Annotated in this window: 16 protein-coding genes; 7 read left to right on the top strand and 9 right to left on the bottom strand. The window is 40.4% G+C overall.

From position 1 onward, the window contains the following. The first annotated feature begins 21 nt into the window (after positions 1–21). The 5 genes from lon (at position 22) to A9267_RS04600 (ending at position 6,648) form a co-directional block, all read left to right on the top strand. Positions 22–2,373, top strand: a complete 2,352-nt coding sequence (gene lon / locus A9267_RS04620) for an endopeptidase La (RefSeq protein ID WP_065108380.1) — start codon at positions 22–24, stop codon at positions 2,371–2,373. A gap of 266 nt (positions 2,374–2,639) precedes the next feature. Then, the gene (locus A9267_RS04615; protein WP_055023877.1) at positions 2,640–2,912 is read left to right on the top strand and encodes an HU family DNA-binding protein; all 273 of its coding nucleotides are present in this window, start codon (positions 2,640–2,642) and stop codon (positions 2,910–2,912) included. 223 nt (positions 2,913–3,135) lie between these two features. Then, the gene (locus tag A9267_RS04610; RefSeq protein WP_065108379.1) at positions 3,136–5,007 is read left to right on the top strand and encodes a SurA N-terminal domain-containing protein; all 1,872 of its coding nucleotides are present in this window, start codon (positions 3,136–3,138) and stop codon (positions 5,005–5,007) included. Positions 5,008–5,115: 108 nt separating this feature from the next. Beyond that, positions 5,116–5,706: an HAD-IB family phosphatase gene (locus tag A9267_RS04605; protein WP_065108378.1), complete on the top strand. Its 591-nt coding sequence runs from the start codon at positions 5,116–5,118 to the stop codon at positions 5,704–5,706. A 63-nt stretch (positions 5,707–5,769) separates the two neighbouring features. Further along, entirely contained in the window at positions 5,770–6,648 is an 879-nt protein-coding gene (locus tag A9267_RS04600; protein ID WP_065108377.1) for an AraC family transcriptional regulator, read from the top strand. Positions 6,649–6,665: 17 nt separating this feature from the next. Here A9267_RS04600 and A9267_RS04595 read toward each other — a convergent pair whose 3' ends face one another. From A9267_RS04595 to A9267_RS04585, 3 genes are all read right to left on the bottom strand, one after another. Further along, positions 6,666–7,898: a DUF819 family protein gene (locus tag A9267_RS04595; protein ID WP_065108376.1), complete on the bottom strand. Its 1,233-nt coding sequence runs from the start codon at positions 7,896–7,898 to the stop codon at positions 6,666–6,668. 30 nt (positions 7,899–7,928) lie between these two features. Further along, positions 7,929–8,804 carry a LysR family transcriptional regulator gene (locus A9267_RS04590; RefSeq protein WP_065108375.1) on the bottom strand — a complete coding sequence of 292 codons (876 nt, stop codon included), beginning with the start codon at positions 8,802–8,804 and terminating at the stop codon, positions 7,929–7,931. Between the two features lie 173 nt (positions 8,805–8,977). Then, positions 8,978–10,042: a porin gene (locus A9267_RS04585; RefSeq protein WP_065108374.1), complete on the bottom strand. Its 1,065-nt coding sequence runs from the start codon at positions 10,040–10,042 to the stop codon at positions 8,978–8,980. Positions 10,043–10,428: 386 nt separating this feature from the next. On the opposite strand from A9267_RS04585, the gene A9267_RS04580 reads away from it, so the two are divergent. Continuing rightward, entirely contained in the window at positions 10,429–12,204 is a 1,776-nt protein-coding gene (locus A9267_RS04580) for a flavocytochrome c (protein ID WP_065108373.1), read from the top strand. 249 nt (positions 12,205–12,453) lie between these two features. Beyond that, positions 12,454–13,188, top strand: coding sequence for a hypothetical protein (locus tag A9267_RS04575; protein WP_065108372.1), 735 nt, complete (start codon positions 12,454–12,456; stop codon positions 13,186–13,188). An 86-nt stretch (positions 13,189–13,274) separates the two neighbouring features. On the opposite strand, the gene fabV is transcribed toward A9267_RS04575, so the two are convergent. The 6 genes from fabV to A9267_RS04545 all read right to left on the bottom strand — a co-directional run bounded on the left by fabV (position 13,275) and on the right by A9267_RS04545 (position 19,897). Next, positions 13,275–14,477, bottom strand: a complete 1,203-nt coding sequence (gene fabV / locus A9267_RS04570) for an enoyl-ACP reductase FabV (RefSeq protein WP_065108371.1) — start codon at positions 14,475–14,477, stop codon at positions 13,275–13,277. A 105-nt stretch (positions 14,478–14,582) separates the two neighbouring features. Further along, positions 14,583–15,368: a peptide ABC transporter ATP-binding protein gene (locus A9267_RS04565; RefSeq protein ID WP_065108370.1), complete on the bottom strand. Its 786-nt coding sequence runs from the start codon at positions 15,366–15,368 to the stop codon at positions 14,583–14,585. After that, positions 15,349–16,356 (bottom strand): oligopeptide/dipeptide ABC transporter ATP-binding protein, encoded by a 1,008-nt coding sequence (locus A9267_RS04560; protein ID WP_055023866.1) that lies wholly within the window; start codon positions 16,354–16,356, stop codon positions 15,349–15,351. Before A9267_RS04560 ends, A9267_RS04565 begins: the two co-directional genes overlap by 20 nt. A 4-nt stretch (positions 16,357–16,360) precedes the next feature. Continuing rightward, complete coding sequence (locus A9267_RS04555; RefSeq protein ID WP_065108369.1) at positions 16,361–17,251, bottom strand: ABC transporter permease subunit; 891 nt, start codon at positions 17,249–17,251, stop codon at positions 16,361–16,363. Further along, positions 17,241–18,269: an ABC transporter permease gene (locus A9267_RS04550; RefSeq protein ID WP_065108368.1), complete on the bottom strand. Its 1,029-nt coding sequence runs from the start codon at positions 18,267–18,269 to the stop codon at positions 17,241–17,243. The genes A9267_RS04555 and A9267_RS04550 overlap by 11 nt, the downstream gene beginning before the upstream one ends. Beyond that, a complete protein-coding gene (locus A9267_RS04545) occupies positions 18,269–19,897 on the bottom strand; it encodes an ABC transporter substrate-binding protein (protein ID WP_065108367.1) in 1,629 nt (542 codons plus the stop codon). The genes A9267_RS04550 and A9267_RS04545 overlap by 1 nt, the downstream gene beginning before the upstream one ends. Positions 19,898–19,930 lie beyond the last annotated feature (33 nt).

The following is a 19,930-nucleotide window of genomic DNA, read 5'->3' as shown; positions in this document are numbered from 1 at the left end:
TTCATCAAACGGAATCGAACTATGACCCAAGAGCGTGAAGCGCATATCGAACTCCCCGTGCTGCCACTTCGAGATGTAGTGGTTTATCCCCATATGGTAATTCCGCTATTCGTCGGACGAGAGAAATCTATTCGATGCCTTGAATCAGCGATGGAACAAGATAAGCAAATATTACTGGTCGCCCAGCGGGAAGCTGATTTAGACGAGCCAGCAAAAGACGATATTTTTGAAATTGGTACCGTTGCATCTATTTTACAGTTATTAAAATTACCTGACGGCACGGTTAAAGTGCTAGTTGAAGGTGGTCAGCGTGCCAAAGTCACTGAGTACACACAAGAAGATGAATTCTTTGTCGCAAACGTGACAATGTTAGCGTCTGAAGAGTTAGCTGATAAAGAAGAAGAAGTACTGGTTCGAAGTGCTATTAGCCAATTTGAAGGCTACATCAAGCTAAATAAAAAAATTCCACCAGAAGTACTGACATCTTTAACTGGTATTGAAGAAGCTGCCCGTCTTGCTGATACTATGGCAGCTCATATGCCGCTAAAGCTTGAAGACAAACAATCAGTGCTTGAAATGATCAATGTTGGCGAACGTCTTGAATATTTAATGGCAATGATGGAAGGCGAGATCGACTTACTTCAAGTTGAGAAACGCATTCGTGGTCGTGTTAAAAAGCAGATGGAAAAAAGCCAACGTGAGTATTACTTGAATGAGCAAATGAAAGCCATTCAAAAAGAACTTGGCGATCTTGATGAAGGTCAAGATGAGTTTGAAGTTTTAGGCCGCAAGATTGAAGAAGCCAAAATGCCGGCTGAAGCAAAAGAAAAAGCGGAAGCTGAGCTTAATAAGTTAAAAATGATGTCGCCAATGTCAGCAGAAGCGACAGTGGTAAGAAGTTACGTAGACTGGATGACGTCTGTACCTTGGAGTCAGCGTTCAAAAATCAAACGTGACTTGTCAAAAGCTGAAGCCATTTTAGATACCGATCATCACGGGTTAGAGAAAGTAAAAGAACGAATTCTTGAATACCTTGCTGTGCAAAGTCGAGTTAAACAATTAAAAGGACCAATCCTTTGCTTAGTAGGGCCTCCAGGTGTTGGTAAAACGTCATTAGGCCAATCAATTGCTAAAGCAACAGGACGTAAATATGTTCGCGTTGCCTTAGGTGGCGTACGCGATGAAGCTGAAATTCGTGGTCATCGTCGAACTTATATTGGTTCTATGCCAGGTAAAGTGATCCAAAAAATGGCCAAAGTGGGTGTTAAAAACCCATTATTCTTATTAGATGAAATCGATAAGATGAGCTCAGATATGCGCGGTGACCCATCATCAGCGCTACTTGAAGTACTAGACCCTGAGCAAAACGCAGCGTTTAATGACCATTACTTAGAAGTTGATTACGACTTATCTGACGTGATGTTTGTGGCAACATCGAATTCAATGGATATTCCAGGGCCGTTATTAGACCGTATGGAAGTGATTCGTTTATCGGGTTATACCGAAGATGAAAAATTGAATATCGCTAAAAAGCATTTATTGACTAAGCAAATCGAGCGAAACGGGTTAAAACCAAAAGAAATTAATATCGATGATAGCGCCATTATTGGCATGATCCGTTACTACACTAGAGAAGCTGGTGTCCGTTCACTAGAGCGCGAGCTATCAAAAGTGTGCCGTAAAGTCGTTAAGATGATTCTTTTAGATAAATCAGTTAAAACCGTCGAAGTGAATCAAGATAACTTGAAATCATTCCTCGGTGTGCAGCGCTTTGATTACGGTAAAGCTGAGTCTAATAATCAAATTGGTCAAGTGACAGGTTTAGCTTGGACGCAAGTTGGTGGCGATTTACTGACTATTGAAGCGACGTCGGTGTCAGGTAAAGGCAAACTTGCTTATACTGGCTCACTTGGTGATGTCATGCAGGAGTCTATTCAAGCTGCCATGACAGTTGTTCGTGCTCGCGCTGAACAATTAGGCATTAACAGTGACTTTTACGAAAAACGTGATATTCACGTGCATGTTCCTGAAGGGGCAACGCCTAAAGATGGACCATCTGCAGGTGCTGCAATGTGTACAGCGTTGGTATCAAGCTTAACGGGTAATCCGGTTAAGAGTGATGTGGCCATGACTGGTGAAATTACCCTAAGAGGGGAAGTTCTACCTATCGGTGGTTTGAAGGAAAAGTTACTTGCGGCACATCGTGGCGGCATAAAAGTTGTACTTATTCCTAAAGAAAATGAGCGTGATTTGGAAGAAATTCCAGCCAATGTCATTGCCGATCTTAAGATTCACCCAGTCAGATGGGTCGATGAAGTACTTGAATTGGCCTTAGAAAAGCCAGTAAAAGGCTTTGAAGTGGTTAAAAAGTAGCTAATTAGCAAAAAAAGTTGCTTTGAACCTAAAAAAAATGAAAAAAGGGGCTTAACAATCTGTAAAGCTGTGGTAGCCTAGATAAGTGGAGAGTCAGTTAGCACCAAACCCTTGGCGCAACTGACTTTGAGCTGTATCCAAGTACATTTTTTTTGGTTTTCCAACTAAGTTTGGTGTGGTATCAAACTTATAACAAAAAAGCCTCCGCAGACCGCTCTAAAGACGGATTTGGTTGCGGCGCGAAAATAAACATTCAAGGGGATGACATGAACAAATCTGAACTAATCGAGAAAATCGCTTCTGGTGCTGACATTTCTAAAGCTGGCGCAGGCCGTGCATTAGATTCTTTCATTGGTGCTGTTACTGAAGCACTTAAAGAAGGCGATAAAATTTCTCTAGTTGGTTTTGGTACTTTTGAAGTACGTCAGCGTGCTGAGCGTACTGGCCGTAACCCACAAACTGGTGCAGAAATTAAGATTGCTGCGGCTAACATCCCAGCTTTCAAAGCGGGTAAAGCTCTAAAAGACGCTGTTAACTAAGAATAGTTAATATCGTTGCCTTTTGTAAGGCATAGTTAAAAAGCACTGTTTTGGCAGTGCTTTTTACGAAAAGATTATTAAGAATAACAATGTTAATTTTAATAATCGGAGGAATTGGGTCATACCCGAGGTAGCGTCTGATAACTCCATATAAATTACAAGAAGGCGCATCCCCAAGTGGTGCGCCTTTTTATTTTTTTAATCGCAACAAGCGAGAATTCAGATGTTAGAAAAAATTCGTGAAGGCTCACAAGGCGTTGTCGCTAAAAGTATTTTAGTGTTAGTGATCCTTTCGTTCGCATTTGCTGGTGTAAGTAGTTACCTAGGCACATCAACTGATGTAGCTGCTGCCGTTGTTAATGGCGACGATATTACCGCAAATGAACTAGAACAAGCTTATCAAAATGAACGTGGCCGTTTAGAGCAACAGCTTGGCGAAATGTTTGATGCATTATCTGCTGATGATACGTACATGAACGGTATCAAGCAGAACGTATTAGACCGCCTGATCGCTGATAAGTTAATGACTCAAGCAGCTGAAGATTTAGGTCTTCGTGTTTCTGATGAACAAATTAAACAAGCGATTGTTAACGAACCAGCATTCCAAACCGATGGTGTGTTTGATAACGAGCGCTACTTAGCAGTATTACGTCAGCTTGGTTATCAAACTAATAGCTTCCGTGACATGATGCGTACCGATATGACTCGTCGTCAGTTATTGACTTCGTTAGTGGGCAGTGAGTTCGTGTTGGATGGTGAAGCTAAGCAACTTGCAGAAATCCAAGGTCAAACCCGTGATATACGTTACTTAGTCGTTGATTCTTCTCCTTATTTAGCAACTGCTAGTGTGACGGATGAAGAGATCAAGAGCTACTATGACAGCAACTTGATGCAATTTATGGATCAAGAAAAAGTCAGCTTAGAATACGTTGAGTTAAACGCTGCTGAACTTGCTAAAGGGATGGATACGTCTGTCGATGAAGCACGTACATACTACGAAGAAAACAAACAACAGTATCAAACAGCTGAAAAACGTTTAGCTGCCCATATCTTATTCGCTTCTGGCGACGATAGTGCTGATGAAGCAAAGGCTGAAGCAAGCTTAGCTAAATTACAAGCTGGTGAAGACTTTGCAGAAGTTGCTAAAACTGATTCAGATGATCAGTTTAGTGCGGAGCAAGGCGGCCAACTTGATTGGTTCGAGCAAGGTGTGATGGATCCAGCATTCGATGAAGCGCTGTTTGCACTTAACCAAGGTGAATACTCACAAATTGTTAAGAGTGAATTCGGCTACCACATCGTTAAATTACTTGATATTCAATCTGGCGCAGCTGCACCGTTTGAAGAAGTTCAAGATAAGATTGTTACTGATTTACAAAACAAAAAAGCAGTTGATGAGTTCTATAGCTTACAAAGCATTCTTGCTGATACTAGCTACGAAGTGCCAGATACGTTAGATGAAACAGCTAAAGCACTCGGTACGACAGTTCAGTCTACAGGCTTGTTCTCTCGTGACAATGCTCCGGCTAACCTAAGTAGCCCTGATTTAGTTCGCACTGCATTTTCTGACGAAGTGATTACCAGTGGCATGAACAGTGAAGTGATTGAACTTGCTCCTAATCATGTGGTTGTTATTCGTTTATTAAAGCATCAAGATGCGGGTACTTTACCACTAGCTGATGTTAAAGCTGGTATCGAAGCGCGCTTGGTTCAAGATAAAGCGAACCTTCAGGCGAGTGAAAAAGCCAATGAGTATCTTGCTAAACTTAAAGCTGGCGAAGAAATCACTGATTTGACTGTTGCGACTAAAGCGCAATTAGCCAGATTCAATCAAGATATCGATCAAGCGATTACGACTAAAGCGTTCCAAATGCCTGCTCCTGAAGCAAGCGGTGTATCGTTTGATACCGCAGCGTTAGCAAATGGCTTTGCGGTCATTGCAGTGGATAAAGTGAACGAAGCTGAGGGGATTGATAGCAATGTTATTGATTCAATTAAGCAACGTTTAGCTCCGCAATACAGTGAAGCGGATTACCGCTCTGTCATTGCCGCGCTTAAATCAAAAGCAAAAATTGAGTACCCAGTTGCTGAATAAAACCGGGTATTAACATTAAAAAGCCAAGGTTATCCTTGGCTTTTTTTTGGTTTTTATTCAATTATTTTTGGTATGTATTTATTTTACAACTAGATGAGAAGGATGCTCATGAACATTGCGCTATTTGATTTTGATGGCACGATCACCGAAAAAGATACCTATACGCCTTTTATCCATTTTAGTGTGCCTAAATGGCGTCGCATAGTATGCACAATACTACTGTTGCCAGTGATTGTATTGTATAAATGTAAATTAATCGGTGGCTCAACAACGCGTTCTATTGTCAGTTTTTTTGCTTTTTGTGGGCGCAATAAAAAAGCGGTTTACACGCAGGGAAAGGACTATGCACAAACTCTTGATCAACTTGTTATGACACAAGCTAATAAGCGTCTCCAGTGGCATAGGGCTCAAGGTGATATCATCGTTATTGTTTCAGCTTCACTGGATACATATTTAACCCCTTGGTGCGATAAACATCAATTTCAATTGATTTGTGCAACCCTGAACACCAAAGGCCAACGTTTGACGGGTACGTACAAAAACGGAGACTGTTCAGGCGCTGAAAAAGCAAGGCGTGTCAGTGCTGAATTTAATTTAGACTCCTTCGATACTGTTTATGCCTATGGTGACACAGACGAAGATAAACAATTACTTGCATTGGCAGACGTTGGCTTTTTGAATTGGCAACAGATCCAATAAATAATTTTGTAATACTGTAATTCAGTGATGGAAAACATAACCTAAAGAGGTCAATTTAAGTTAATGGAATCAATTAACCAAAGGTTTGAAGCGGTGTTAACTCACATTGATGAAAACCTATCAAAGCCGCTTTCATTATCTGTATTGTCTGATATTGCCAAAGTACCTGAATACCATTTTAATTTTATTTTTTTAAGTTTGTTTCATACATCAGTAACAGATTATATTGCTTTACTTAGAAACCTAGAGGCAGGACAACAATTAGGCTTTGATAAATCAATTTCAATTAAAGAGGTCGCTGTGTCTGTGGGCTATCAAAGTGAAACAGCCTTTATTACAGACTTTACACAAGCCATTGGTCAATCACCACAAGCTTTTCAACGTCAGCCTGATTGGGGGCAATTTTTTCAAAAGCAGCAACCGCTAAAAACCTTATCTGAAGGGCATAATGATTTAACTGCTGCTGATGTGAATATCGACAACTGTAAACTTGATAAGATTGATCTCGCAATGATTAGCCATCAGGCTGAAGCACAGTATTTACCGCAAACTATTCAGGCGATGAGAGCATTTCGTCAAGCCAATAAACTGTCTCCTACAAGCAGTAGAACATTCAATTTTGTATATCAAAGCAAACCGAAATTAACAGAGCAATTGCATATTGATATTGCAGTGAGTATCAACACACTAGAGAAGCAACGCATAGAGCCTGCTATCAATGACTCTGAGTATTTTTATTACTCTTGCATACCTGAAGGAAAGTATGCTTCTTTTATGCATGTCGGGTCTGATAAAGAGCTAGAGCGTAAATTAAAGTATCTTTATGGAGCATGGTTGAGTTCAACAAATCAACGATTAAAAAATGTGCCGTTGATATTTGAACAACTTAATATCACAGAGCCTTCAAAACAGGCCACACGAGTTTATTTAGGTCTTGATTAACTGCTATTCAGATGAATTTAATGTGCCGTGATTCTCATCATTTCGGCACAAATCCACGCCATGTATGTTGCCCAAGCATAGCCAAATACTGAAAACATGATGGCAACGGGTGCTAGCGAACGATGAAATGCCATTGCAACCACAGGTGAAGAGGCTGCTCCACCGATACAGCATTGGCTTGCCATCGCCATATAAGCAACCGGAGCTTTCATCAATACCCCCGCAATAATGACCACCAGTGCATGGATGGTTAACCATATGAACCCGATAGCAAAATAGATTGGGAAGTCATCAATCATGGTTAAATCCATTTGTAGTCCCATATTGGCTATCAGAAAGTAAAGCATCACAGTGGATATTTTAGAGGCGCCTAGATCTTCTAGATGACGGATTCGAGTATGAGATAATATGACGCTCACAGTGGTCACTAAAATAACAACCCAAAAAAAGCTAGAGGTAAAACTGTATTTTTCAGTTGCAGGATAATGTTCAGCGAAAAATGGGGCGAGTATATCTGCCCCAAAATGTGCGAGTCCAGTTACACCAAAAGCAACACAAAAAATTTGCATATAGCTATGTAAACTTGGGAGTTGCAGTTTAGTCTTTGAAGCGTTTTCAGTGACATTGACTAGTTGATTAAATTGACTGGCATCAGCACCTATCGTTTTATCAATGGCTTTAGCGTGATTGGCACAAATTAATAAAAATGACATCCATATTGCTGAGTAAACCACATTGACAGAAATCATAATGGCGAATAGATTATCATCGACTTCGTACACTTCTTTCATCGCCAGTTGATTAGCTGTTCCGCCTACCCAGTTTCCAGCAAGTGTTGCCATACCGCGCCAAGCCGCATCTGCACCAACCCAATTAATACTCTCAGGGGCGATATAAGAAAACAACAATAAGGTTAATGGACCGCCAATAATGACGCCAAAGCTGCCTAATAAAAACAAGATAACAATCTTAGGCCCAAGCAATAAAATTGCTTTAATGTCGACACTTATTATCAACAAGGCTAAACAAGCTGGCATAAGATAATTAGATGAAATGGAGTTGAGTTGACTGTGGCTAGCATCAACAATATTGAGGGTATTAAGTAGTGAAGGGAGGACATAACACATCACCATCACAGGGATAAATCGATATACTTGACGCCATACAGGATGTGACGAAGTACTGGTAAAAAATACCAAGCCAATAATGGTTGCCAATAAGCCAAAAATAACGGGGTCTTGAGTGATCATTATCGTGCTGGCAACCTTTAAAAGTGAGGCTTATTGGTTACAGAATCTAATAAACTCTTCCAATAAAGCAGTTAGGGGTTCTTCGTTGCGGTATGTTGACCAATACTTACGTTGAAAATCCCAATTCGCTAATTGTAATTCAACAATTTCACCACGCTTTATTTCTTCTTTAACAGCCAGATATGGCAAGACGCTGACGCCAATACCTGTACCTATCGCGCGTTTTATCGCTCCCATCGTATTCATTGATAATTCGTGCTGAATGTTGATTCTAGCGCTTTTTAGTAGTTGTGTATTACGTAATCTCGATACTGACATGGTTTCATCCAGAATCCATAATTGTTCTGATAGCAACTCTGCCGTGATATTTTCATTAATAATAGGATTATCACAACTTGTTACTAGGCAAATTTTATCTTTAATCCATTGGTCATACTGAAGGTTATTAAGGCCAGGTTTGGCATCTACAAATCCTAAATCTAGCTCTTTTTCTGAGACCATTTTTTCAATCGTTAAACTGTTATTAATAACCAGTTTTATATCAACCAAAGGATGTAGCTTTTTAAACTGCGGAATTTTACGAGATAAAATATAGTTACCGGCGGTTTTACTACTGCCGACTTTAATTGTGCCACCGACTGCATTACGTTCTGCAAACATTTGTTCTAACTGCGTCCCTTTAGACAGCATCTCATTGGCATAGGGCAAAATGACCTCACCATTATCATTAATAGTCAGTCCGTTACTGCTACGCTCAAATAATCGAGTCCCAAGAGAGCTTTCAAGCTCTTTTAACGCCATGCTCACCGCAGGGACAGACATATGTAGCATTTGTGCTGCTTTCGAGATCTGTCCATTACTATGAATAGCTTTAAAAATGGTTAATTGTTTGAGGGTGATTTTCATCAATTATGCACCGTCTTTAAATGATATAAGTGATTATAACTGAGTATTTAAAAACCATCCTAAAATCAGACATTAGCATGTCTTTTTTGTAACCTCGCTCAAGTTTTCGTAAAAACTTTTAACTTAAAATGCAGCGCTAGAAAAGGGAGAGGTTCCAGCGCTGCTAAAAGTCATTAAAAGTCGTATCTAATACCGACTGTGAAAATATTGTCGTCTTCTAAATCAATAACGGGACCTGTATTTTCAACCCGATATTCACCTTCATATTTAGCGTAATGAGCAAATACCATTGTTGACTTCGCGAAGCGGTAGTCTGCACCAATTACAAACGAACTAATATCGACATCAGTAGCACGGTTATATTCACTTGAAGAAGCCGCACTATTTTTAAAATACTTACCGAAACCAGCTTCATCTTTGCCAATTTCAGCTTTTAGATTAACGCCATTGAGATTATAAATGGCACTAAGGAAGTAAGAGTTACCTTCTTTATAACTGTAAGCTTGGCTTTGAGTATTTTGGAATAATCCACCTAATTTCACGTTGCCAAATTTAACCTGCGCCACGCCTCGATAAGCGTCTACGCCGCCAATAGTGTTATATGCTGCTGCGAGGTAATAAGCCTGCTTTTTGAGTTTCTTGTCACCTGCGATAAGACTTATTGCATACTGTTGCTCGTTATAATCAGTCCGAGCACCGTTTTCATCATATTCAGCATAATTATCATCCATTAAATAAGTTGCATTAAAAGTAATTAAATCGGCGACTTTTGGTGAGTAATAAGTTATTCCATCAGCTTTACGAACTTGGCCTGCAATCATACGGTTATATGCTGCGTTGGTTAGTGCAAATGCTTCTGCAGTGCCTTTGGAGGTTTTCATGACCGTATCGTTTCGACCAACTAACACTGTACCTAGATTTGTTTTTAAACCTAAATAGGTATTTCTTGGTTTGAATAAGTCATCATTACCTTCATTTGTTGCTGCGTTAACTTGTAACTCGACGCGATAAAGTAACTCAATATCATTAGCAATTGTTTCACTGCCATGAACGCCTAATCTAGAAAAATTATTTTCAAGCACAGTGCCAGATTTTCCATTCTGCGTTGTTGCACCGTTATCCGATTCTGTCAGTGCCATTTCTAAACGGCCATAAAATTGTGGAGAATCAGCCAGTGCTGCTGATGAGCTTGCAGATAACATTGTTAATAGTGCGAGTGATAATGTCGATTTTTTCATGTTCAATCCCATGTTCTATAAATAAATTTTATATAAGTCTTATTTTTTAAACGTTATGACTTAGTTAATTAGTGAATTAAATTTTTATTATGTGATTCTTGTTAAGTGCCTAATCTGTTTTTCTATTTGTATAAATAATTAAAAAGATTTTCGGACTTTGGCTTGCTAAATTTGCTGATTAATATCGTAGAGATTTCAAATTTTATTTATTTGAACGTGGGTCACAGCTGTTTATTTTTTGTTGCGGTTTAAGGAGAACTGAACAGGTTTTCATAAAAACTTAACCAAATATTAAATTTGATGAAGATCGAAGTTTTGCTACCTCTTAGTGAGTAATCTTGCTGCAACAAAAAGCGAGATATAAAAAACTCATAAAGGAACGACACATGAAACTTAAATACTTAGCTTCGGCAGTAGCAGTGATGATGCTTACGTCTGGTAGTGCAATTGCAAAAAATGATTTAGCCTCTTTTCATACTGAAATGGGTGATTGTCAAACTTGTCACGTCACTGGAAAAATGAAAGACATTAAGAAATCAATGACGGATAGCCAGACTCATGAAAATGCACAATGTCAGGACTGCCATGGTAGCTATGCTGATTTAGTCAATGACAAGTTAGAGTTTGATCCTCATGCATCTCATCTTGGCGACATTAACTGTACGTCTTGTCACACTGGGCACGCTAAACCTGAACTAACTTGTAATAACTGCCATAACTTTGAAATGGAAATGCCATTTGCCGATGCTAAAGAGAAGAAAAAGTGGGATGGCGATTGGAACCAAGACAAAATCCAAAAAGCCATTGATAAAGGCCCAGTAGAAACGGTTGATGTGATTGTTGTTGGCGGTGGTTCTGCTGGATTTAACGCTGCAATTTCAGCCAAAATGGCAGGCGCGAATGTCGTATTGTTTGAAAAAGCACCTTATACAGGGGGGAACTCAATGTTAGCAGCTGGTGGTATCAATGCTGTCGGTACTCCTCAACAAAAAGCGAAAGGCATCGAAGATTCTGTTGATTGGTATGCAGAAGATGCAATGAAAGGTGGTCGCTATAAAAACGACCCTAAACTGGTACAAATCTTAGCTGAAGAGTCTGCTGGTGCCGTTGCTTGGCTCGAGTCTTTAGGTGCAAATATGGATGACTTAAAACGTTCTGGAGGCGCACGTGTTGAACGTACTCATCGTCCTTCAGGTGGTGCATCTGTTGGCCCACATATTATTGATACTTTACGCGTTGCAGCAAAAGAGCGTGATATTCCTGTACGTGTGAACTCTCGTATAGAAAAAATTGTGTTAAATGACGATAAATCAGTCGCTGGTGTGGTAGTGCATGGCCGTCATTCTGGTTATAACATGGTCGCTGCGGATTCTGTTGTGTTAGCAACAGGTGGTTACGGTATGAACAAACAAATGGTGGCTTACTATCGTCCAACCATGAAAGACATGACCAGCTCAAACAACGTGACCGCGACGGGTGACGGTGTATTACTGGCTAAAGAAATTGGCGCATCGATGACTGACATTGACTGGGTTCAGGCGCATCCTACCATTGGTAAAGATAGCCGTATTCTTATCTCAGAAACCGTACGTGGTGTGGGCGCTATTATGGTGAATACTGATGGACAACGCTTTATCAGTGAATTAACAACTCGCGACCGTGCATCTGATGCGATTTTGAAGCAAAAAGATCAGTATGCTTGGTTGGTATTTGACGAGCAGTTAGTTGAGAAAAAGAAAATGGTGCGTGGTTACGAGCATTTAGGAATGCTAAGTAAAGCCAATACCATTGAAGAACTTGCGAAAATAACAGGTATGAAAGATTTACCTAAAACAGCAGCTGATTACAACAAGTATCAAGCGAGTGGTAAAGACGAGGCTTTTGGTCGTGAAGATATGCCAATTAACTTAACTAAAGCACCATTTTACGCTGTTAAAGTTGCACCTGGCATCCATCACACTATGGGGGGCGTTGCGGTCGATACTGATGCAAACGTGCTTAACTTGCAAAGCTGGAAAATGGATGGTTTATTTGCTGCTGGTGAGGTGACTGGTGGTTTACACGGCCATAACCGTTTAGGCGGTAACGCTATTGCTGAAACTGTGGTATTTGGACGTAAAGCTGGCGAAAATGCAGCTAAACACGCACTTGAAAAGAAATAGCAATTAACTAGATTCATCATCCCTAAATCCCCACAAGGCCAAGTCTCATCAGCTTGGCCTTTTTATTTAAGAGCGTAAACTTGAGTGTCATCGGCTAATGACTTCTATTATTGTTTCAGAAAGTGTTTTGTGATTTGTTTGTTTTTAAGTTAACTGCGTTATACAAGTAGGTGTAAATGAGTATAATAATTTTAAGGTAATTGACTACCTTGATAAGATTATAATCGATTAAATGGAATGAAGTACGATATGGATATTAACTATTTAGCAATGCTATTGATGGCTTTGCAACCTTTCATTATTTATTACACTGTCTACAAACCAAGCGAAAAATCAAAGTCTGATAATGAGTTTCATCAATCCTTTATTACCATTCCTCCCAGTTTTTCATTCTTTTATTTTGAGCAATTTGGTTATGCGTTTGCCATATTAACTGTTGTGGCGCTGTTAGGTATCGCACTAAGTCAAATCATACGTAAAACGGCAGGTAACGCTGTAGAAGTAAAAAGTCTGCTTGTTTTTGGTACAGCTTGGTTTTGTAACTTTGGTATCGGATACACAATAATAAGTTTTTTTTCTGGTGCTTCAGATACTTCAAACTCTTCGGAAGTCGCAACGCCTTTATTGTCTCTAGATAGCGTATTTAGCGCACTAGGTGTTTCGCTATGCATGTTTATCGGGGTCATCATTTGGACCTTGAGTCGAGCGTTAGAAGTGTATAAAACCAATGAAACTGAATTTTCAGATTTGTTGATCATGCCTTTTGCGGCATTAGGTGGGTTTAGTCCTGTATTCGGTGACTATTTTATTATCAGTTTACTACTCAACTTTTGTTTTATATTTGCTGTATCTAAAGTGTCGATAGAAGCTCATAACGATCCTTCAATGGGGGGCGTTGGTTTTTTCTATATGTATTTATTTATGATGGGAGCGGGTGGGTGTGTGCTCGTTAAACTAGTGATGTTTATTAGCCAGTTATTTTAAAAAAATCAGCCTCATTTGAGGCTGATTTTTTAATTGTCAGCATTAGGTTAACCCCTGCTGGTATTTAACATTCTCTCGACGTTAAATTATAAGCTGATGACATCAAACGTTACGTTAGGGTTTACGTCTGCATCATAATCAATACCGTCTATACCGAAGCCGAACAGTTTCAAGAACTCTTCTTTATATTCGTTATAATCTGTTAATTCAGCTAAATTTTCAGTGGTTACATCAGCCCATAAGTCGCGGCAATGTTTTTGAATCTCTTCGCGTAATTCCCAATCATCAAGACGTAAGCGATTACTGTCATCTGTTGCTGCAGCTTGCCCGTCTTCACGGAATAAGCGTTCGCTAAACATGCGATAAATTTGATCCATACAGCCTTCATGCACACCTTCTTCACGCATCTTTTTAAAGACCATGGCAATATAAAGCGGCATGACAGGAATTGCAGAACTTGCTTGAGTCACGACACTTTTAAGTACTGCAACATTAGCAGAACCGCCAGTCGCAGATAACTTTGTATTCAGTGCATGTGCAGCTCTATCTAAATCCATTTTGGCTTTACCCAATGCACCGTGCCAGTATATAGGCCATGTGATTTCAGTGCCGATATAGCTGTAAGCAACTGTTTTACAATTATCGGTTAATACACCAGCTTCGCTAAGTGCATTCATCCATAATTCCCAGTCTTCTCCACCCATTACCGTAACGGTGTCGGCAATTTCTTGCTCAGTAGCTGGCTCTACAGATGTTTCAATAATGGTGTTTTTATTGGTGTCTACAGCCGTTGCTGTATAAGTCTCACCAATTGGTTTAAGGCTTGAACGGATGACTTCGCCAGTATCAGGTAGTTTACGAACTGGTGATGCCAGTGAATAAACGACCATATCAATTTGGCCTAAGTCTTGTTTGATAAGCTCAATGACTTTTTGCTTAGCTTCGTGACTGAACGCATCACAGTTAATGCTTTTTGAATACAGGCCTTCAGCTTTAGCAAATTTATCGAAATAAGCTGAATTATACCAACCAGCTGTACCTGGTTTCGTTTCGGTGCTTGGTTTTTCAAAGAATACACCGATGGTGGCTGCGTCACTACCAAAAGCTGAGGCAATACGTGATGATAAGCCATAACCACTTGAAGAACCAACAACTAATACTTTTTTAGGGCCGTTGGCAATTTTACCTTTGGCTTTGGTTAGTTCAATTTGTTCTTTGACGTTTGCTTCACATCCTAGTGGGTGAGTTGTGGTGCAAATAAAGCCGCGTGTTTTTGGTTTAATAATCATAATTTTTCTTTTTCCTTTAACATTGGCCTTAGGATAAATAGTTAGCCATCGAAATGGCACTTATTTTTAGTAAAAAAGCCAAAATAACTCAGTGGTTGGAGCAGTTTATCGCTTTGCGGTTAACTGAGCTTGCTCAGCAATGAGTCTTCGAGTGTATTCTTCTTGCGGGTTTTCAAATAATTCTGCAGTGGTATTTTTTTCAATCAATACCCCTTTATTGAGCACCATCACCTTGTCGCTAAAGTGTCGGACGACATTGAGGTTGTGAGTCACGAAAATATAAGATAACCCCATCTCTTTTTGTAGCTTTAACAGCAGGTTTAAAATTTGCGAACGCACCGATAAATCGAGTGAGGTTAATGCTTCATCAGCAATAATAATTTTAGGATTAAGCATTAATGCCCTAGCAACTGCAACCCGCTGTTTTTGTCCTTCCGATACCATATGAGGGTAAAAACTGGCGTGCTCTGGCAATAAACCGACTTTTCGTAACGTATCGACGACCTGAGCGATTCGTTCTGCTCTTGGCATTGCCGTATTAAATCTAAGTGGTTCTTCAAGTAGCTCACCAATGGTCAACCTCGGGTTGAGTGATGTATTAGGGTCTTGAAAAATCATTCGAATCAATCTACAACGCTGTTTTAGGTTTTTAGCTTCTAACGCTTCGCCTTCAAACTCTATGGTTCCGCCAGAACGTGATTCTGCTCCAACTAACATACGAGCCAAGGTGCTCTTGCCTGAGCTGACCTCACCAACAATGGCGAGTGTTTGGCCTCGTTCTAATTCAAATGAGACAGGGGACAGCGCATGGTTGTACTGAGCTTTAAAGCGCTTGTAGCCCGTAAAATAGCGCTTACTTAGTTCGGTTACTTTAAGTAATGGCGTTGTCATCTTCTATCTCATTCTTGTATGGAAAGTGGCAGGCATAATAGCGGTCTTTTTCGTGAGTAAGACTCGGCTGTATTACACATTGGCGCTCAGCATCTGGACACCTAGGTCCGAGCCGACAACCGGCAGGTAAGTGCTGCAATGAAGGGGATGAACCAGGCATAGAAGGTAAATATGATTTGTGTTTTAACTTGCCAGTATGTTCAGGCAAGTTTTTGAATAAAGCCTTTGTATATGGATGATAAGGGGAGGTAACTAACTCAGCTACCGGCCCCGTTTCCATAATTTGACCACTATACAAAATACTGATGCGATCACACCATTTAACTAGCGTTTCTAATTCATGGCTAACCAGTAGAATTGAAACGTTTTGCAATTGGTTAAGCTGGGACAATAAACGGAATATTTGCGCTTGAGTACTAAGCTCCATCGAGTTTGTAGGTTCGTCGGCAATTAACAAACGTGGATGATTTGCGACAGCCATTGCAATCATGACTTTTTGGCATTCACCTTCCGATAGCTCCCAAGGGTAGCTTTTCATAATACGTTTAGGGTGTTTTATCCCCACTTTATGCAGCCACTTTTGCGCCGTTAATCGCGTGTCTTTAGCACGTCGCCAAAAGGGCACCGCTTTATTGGGGGTTAACGACTCGATTAATTGACTGCCAATGGTTTTCACCGGATCTAAGCTACCTGATGGGTCTTGAAATATCATCGTCATATCAGAGCCCATTAGGTTGCGGCGCTGTTTTGTCGACATTTCCATGAGGTTTTGCCCATCCCACATCATACGATCTGCAATGATGTTCCAGTTCGGACCAAGTACTCCGAGTACGGCTTTTGCTAACAAGCTTCGGCCAGAGCCAGACTCTCCAACTAAACCATGAATTTCACCAGGGTTAATGGTTAAACTGACCTTTTCAAGGACTTTGACTTTGCCCTGTGGCGTATCAAGCTCAATGGTGAGATTTCTGATATCGAGTAATGGCATAAGCTTAGTTTCTTATCGGCGCTAGTGCCGAGCGTAGTCCGTCACCCACTAAGTTGATGGATAAAACGGTAAACAAAATGGCAAGGCCTGGAATGGTGATTGTCCAAGGTGCAATGAGCAAACTGCTTAACCCTTGAAAAATCATTGAGCCCCATTCAGAGCTTGGGGCTTGTGCACCAAGATTTAAAAAGCCTAAGGCAGCAATATCAAGAATCGCCACCGATATCGCAATGGTGGTTTGTATGATCACCACTTCCCATACATTGGGCATAATGACATACCAGAAAATTTGCAGTGAACTCGCACCATCCAATCTTGCAGCAGTGACGTACTCTTTTTGCAGTTCTTCATGAACCGCCTGGTGAATAGCTCTTACAAACTGTGGTGTTAATGCGATGCCAACAGCCCAAAAAACATTGTTTAAACCTGGGCCTGTAACTGCCACCACCAAGATTGCAAGTAGGAGTGATGGGATGGACAGTAGTGCATCAAATAGATGGCCAAGGATACTGGATTTTAATCCACGCATCATGCCTGACAAAGAGCCAATAATAAAACCCACGACTAATGCGCAGACAACAACGATAAGCGACATACCAAAAGTCAGTCGAACGCCATGTAAAATTCGGCTGAATAAGTCCCTGCCTAAGTCGTCAGTGCCCAGAAAATGAGAAACATGGCCTGTTGGATCCCAAGACGGAGGTAGTAATATCGCATTTGGATTTTGCATCTCAGGCTGAAAAGGAGCCAGCAAAGGGCCAAGGACGACGAGTATCAATAAGAAAATAACAGCCCACAAACCTGCAACAGCAAAGGGGTTACTTGCGAATGAACGCCATAACTCCCTTAAGGGGGAAGTGATCTGTTCCTCTTTATAGAGGTGATTAATTGGCATACATTTCTTTCCTATTAATTGGGTTAATAGAGGTATGCACAAGTTCGATCATAATACTTAAAAAGATAATCAATAACGAAACCGATAAAATCCCAGCTTGTATCACTGTGTAATCACGCTGGTAAATACCATTGATAAGCCAAGAACCTACACCAGGCCATGAGAATATAACTTCAACAACGATACCATAGCTGGCAAATGAACCGAGCATTAACCCAAAGGCTTTCAGAACAGGAATAAGCGCATTGGGAAGGGCGTGCTTAATTAAAATACGGTAAGTATTTAACCCACGAGCCTCAGCTGCGCGGATATACGTTTGAGTCATAACAGTCATCATTGCTTGGCGAGTAATGCGAATGACGACAGTAAAGGGTAAGACTGCTAACGTCACTGCAGGTAATATGATATGTAAAAGTGCATCTTTAAAAGCAGACATACGATAGCTTTCATCTGACAATAAAATATCAATCAACATGATCCGAGTAACGGGTTCTATTTCATATAATAAATTTATCTGCCCGGAAATGGGTAACCACTCAAGCTGCACCCCAAACCATAGAGATAATGTCAAACCTAACCAGAACACAGGAATTGAATAGCCTGTAAGTGTTACGGCTAAAATACTACGTTGAATCGACTTACTTTTACTTAAAGATGCCAATACCCCTAAAGGGACGCCAAAGCAGATCGCAATGACTCCAGCAAACATAGACAGCTCAAACGAGGCGGGCAAAACGGCACTCAATTCGTCTGCGACACTTTGTTGAGAGTTGATAGATATACCGAAATTACCACTTAAGCGCTGACTTAGGTAAGCAATAAATTGACTCAGTTGGTTACCATCGAGATTATAATCTTCAGTGGCCTGAATTTGTTGCTCGGCAGTCGGGGTTTGAATACCTGTTAATGCATAACTTTTGTCTACAGGGAACATACCTGTGGCAAAAAATAGCACTGCCATCATGACTAATGAAGTGGCAAAAAATAGATTAATTCGTCGGAGTAGGTAGCGCCACATTAGCGAGTTTTCTCCTCATTAATTAACTGCACATTGGAGAAAGACATTCCGCCGTATGGGTTGACATTTTTAACCGCAACGTCGGTATTCTTAAGCAGTAGCTTTTGTGCATGAGCAAGATTTACCATAGGAACATTCTTGGTGATTAACGTTTCAGCTTGTCTATAAAGCCGTTTACGCTCTGACATCACACGTGTTTCTTTTGCTTTGGCTAATATATTATCTAGTTCTGCAGAACACCAGCGAGAACGGTTATTGTTCGATTCTAATGCGCTGCAACTTAATAGAGGGGTAAAAAAGTTATCTGGGTCAGTATTATCGGCATTCCAGCCAATCAGTACGGAATCATAATCACTGGAAATTAACTTCTGGGTAAATACACTCCAGTCATAGCTGACAATATTGACTTTAACACCGATATTGGCAAGGTCTGCTTGAATCAACTCGGCTGTTTTTAGCGCATTAGGATTGTAAATCCGCACCACTGGCATCGCCCAAATATCAAATGTTAAGTCCGTTACTCCTGCTTCATCCAGTAAATATTTGGCTTTTTCTGGGTCAAAATCATTAGCATCTTCAATTTCTGAATAAGCCCATGATGCTGGTGGTAAAATACCTGTCGCGGCAACAGCTGTGTCATGGTACACCACATTAAGGATATTCTGTTTATCTACAGCATGGGCTAAAGCCTGGCGAACTCTGACATCATCTAAAGGAGGCTTTTGGGTGTTAAATGCCCAAAATGCAACATTAAGCCCCGGTTTTGTACTGACCTCTAGGTGCTTATGTTTGCTTATGACTTTAAGTTCATTGGCTTTAGGCAGGGCTGAGACTTGGCAGTCTTGAGTAATAATTTTGGCTAATCTGGCTTCGCTTTTAGGAGTAATATCAAATACAAGTAAATCTATTTCTGCATTTTTTCCCCAGTAATACTGATTGCGTTTAAAGCGAATGTAATCATTTTTGACGTATTCAGCTAAATAAAACGGCCCAGTTCCAATGGCAAAATAATCTAGATTTTCAGGGGTGCCAGCCTCGAGTTGTTGCTCAGCATATTCAGCAGATAAAATTACGGCAAAGTCCGTCGCAAGATTAGATAAAAAAGAGGCATCTTTATAGGCAAGGTGAAAGATGACTTCATGGTCATTCACTTTTTCAATGTCAGTCACTAAGGTGGTAAAGTCGATACTTTGGAAAAAAGGATAACCGGTACGACTGACGAGATGGTAGGGATGTTCAATATTGATGATTCGCTCAAAAGAGAAAATGACATCATCCGCATTCATGTTGCGAGACGGGTTAAACAGTTCATTATATTGAAACTGTACGTTTTCACGTAAAGTGAAGTGATAACGTAAACCATCTTCTGATACGCGCCAGTCAGTGGCAAGAGATGGGATGTAATCAGAAGAGTCATTGTTGTATTCAATTAGGCGGTTATATAGCTGATGTGAACTTGCATCAATCGTCGTGCCTGATGTAATTAGTTGCGGGTTAAATGTTTCTGGATTTCCTTCTGAGCAATAAACTATCCCTGACGGAACATTAAGCTCACCACAAGCTGTGACTAAAAAAGATAGTACACAGAGAAATGCTAATGGATTCCAGCGTTCTGTATTTACACGCATTTTTTCATCATTTTATTTAGACTATAAGTGTCT

This window comes from Shewanella sp. UCD-FRSSP16_17 (assembly GCF_001675935.1).
In the GTDB taxonomy this organism is placed as follows: domain Bacteria; phylum Pseudomonadota; class Gammaproteobacteria; order Enterobacterales; family Shewanellaceae; genus Shewanella; species Shewanella japonica.
Note: the sequence above shows the minus strand (reverse complement) of the source record. Positions and strands in the feature narration are given on the sequence as shown.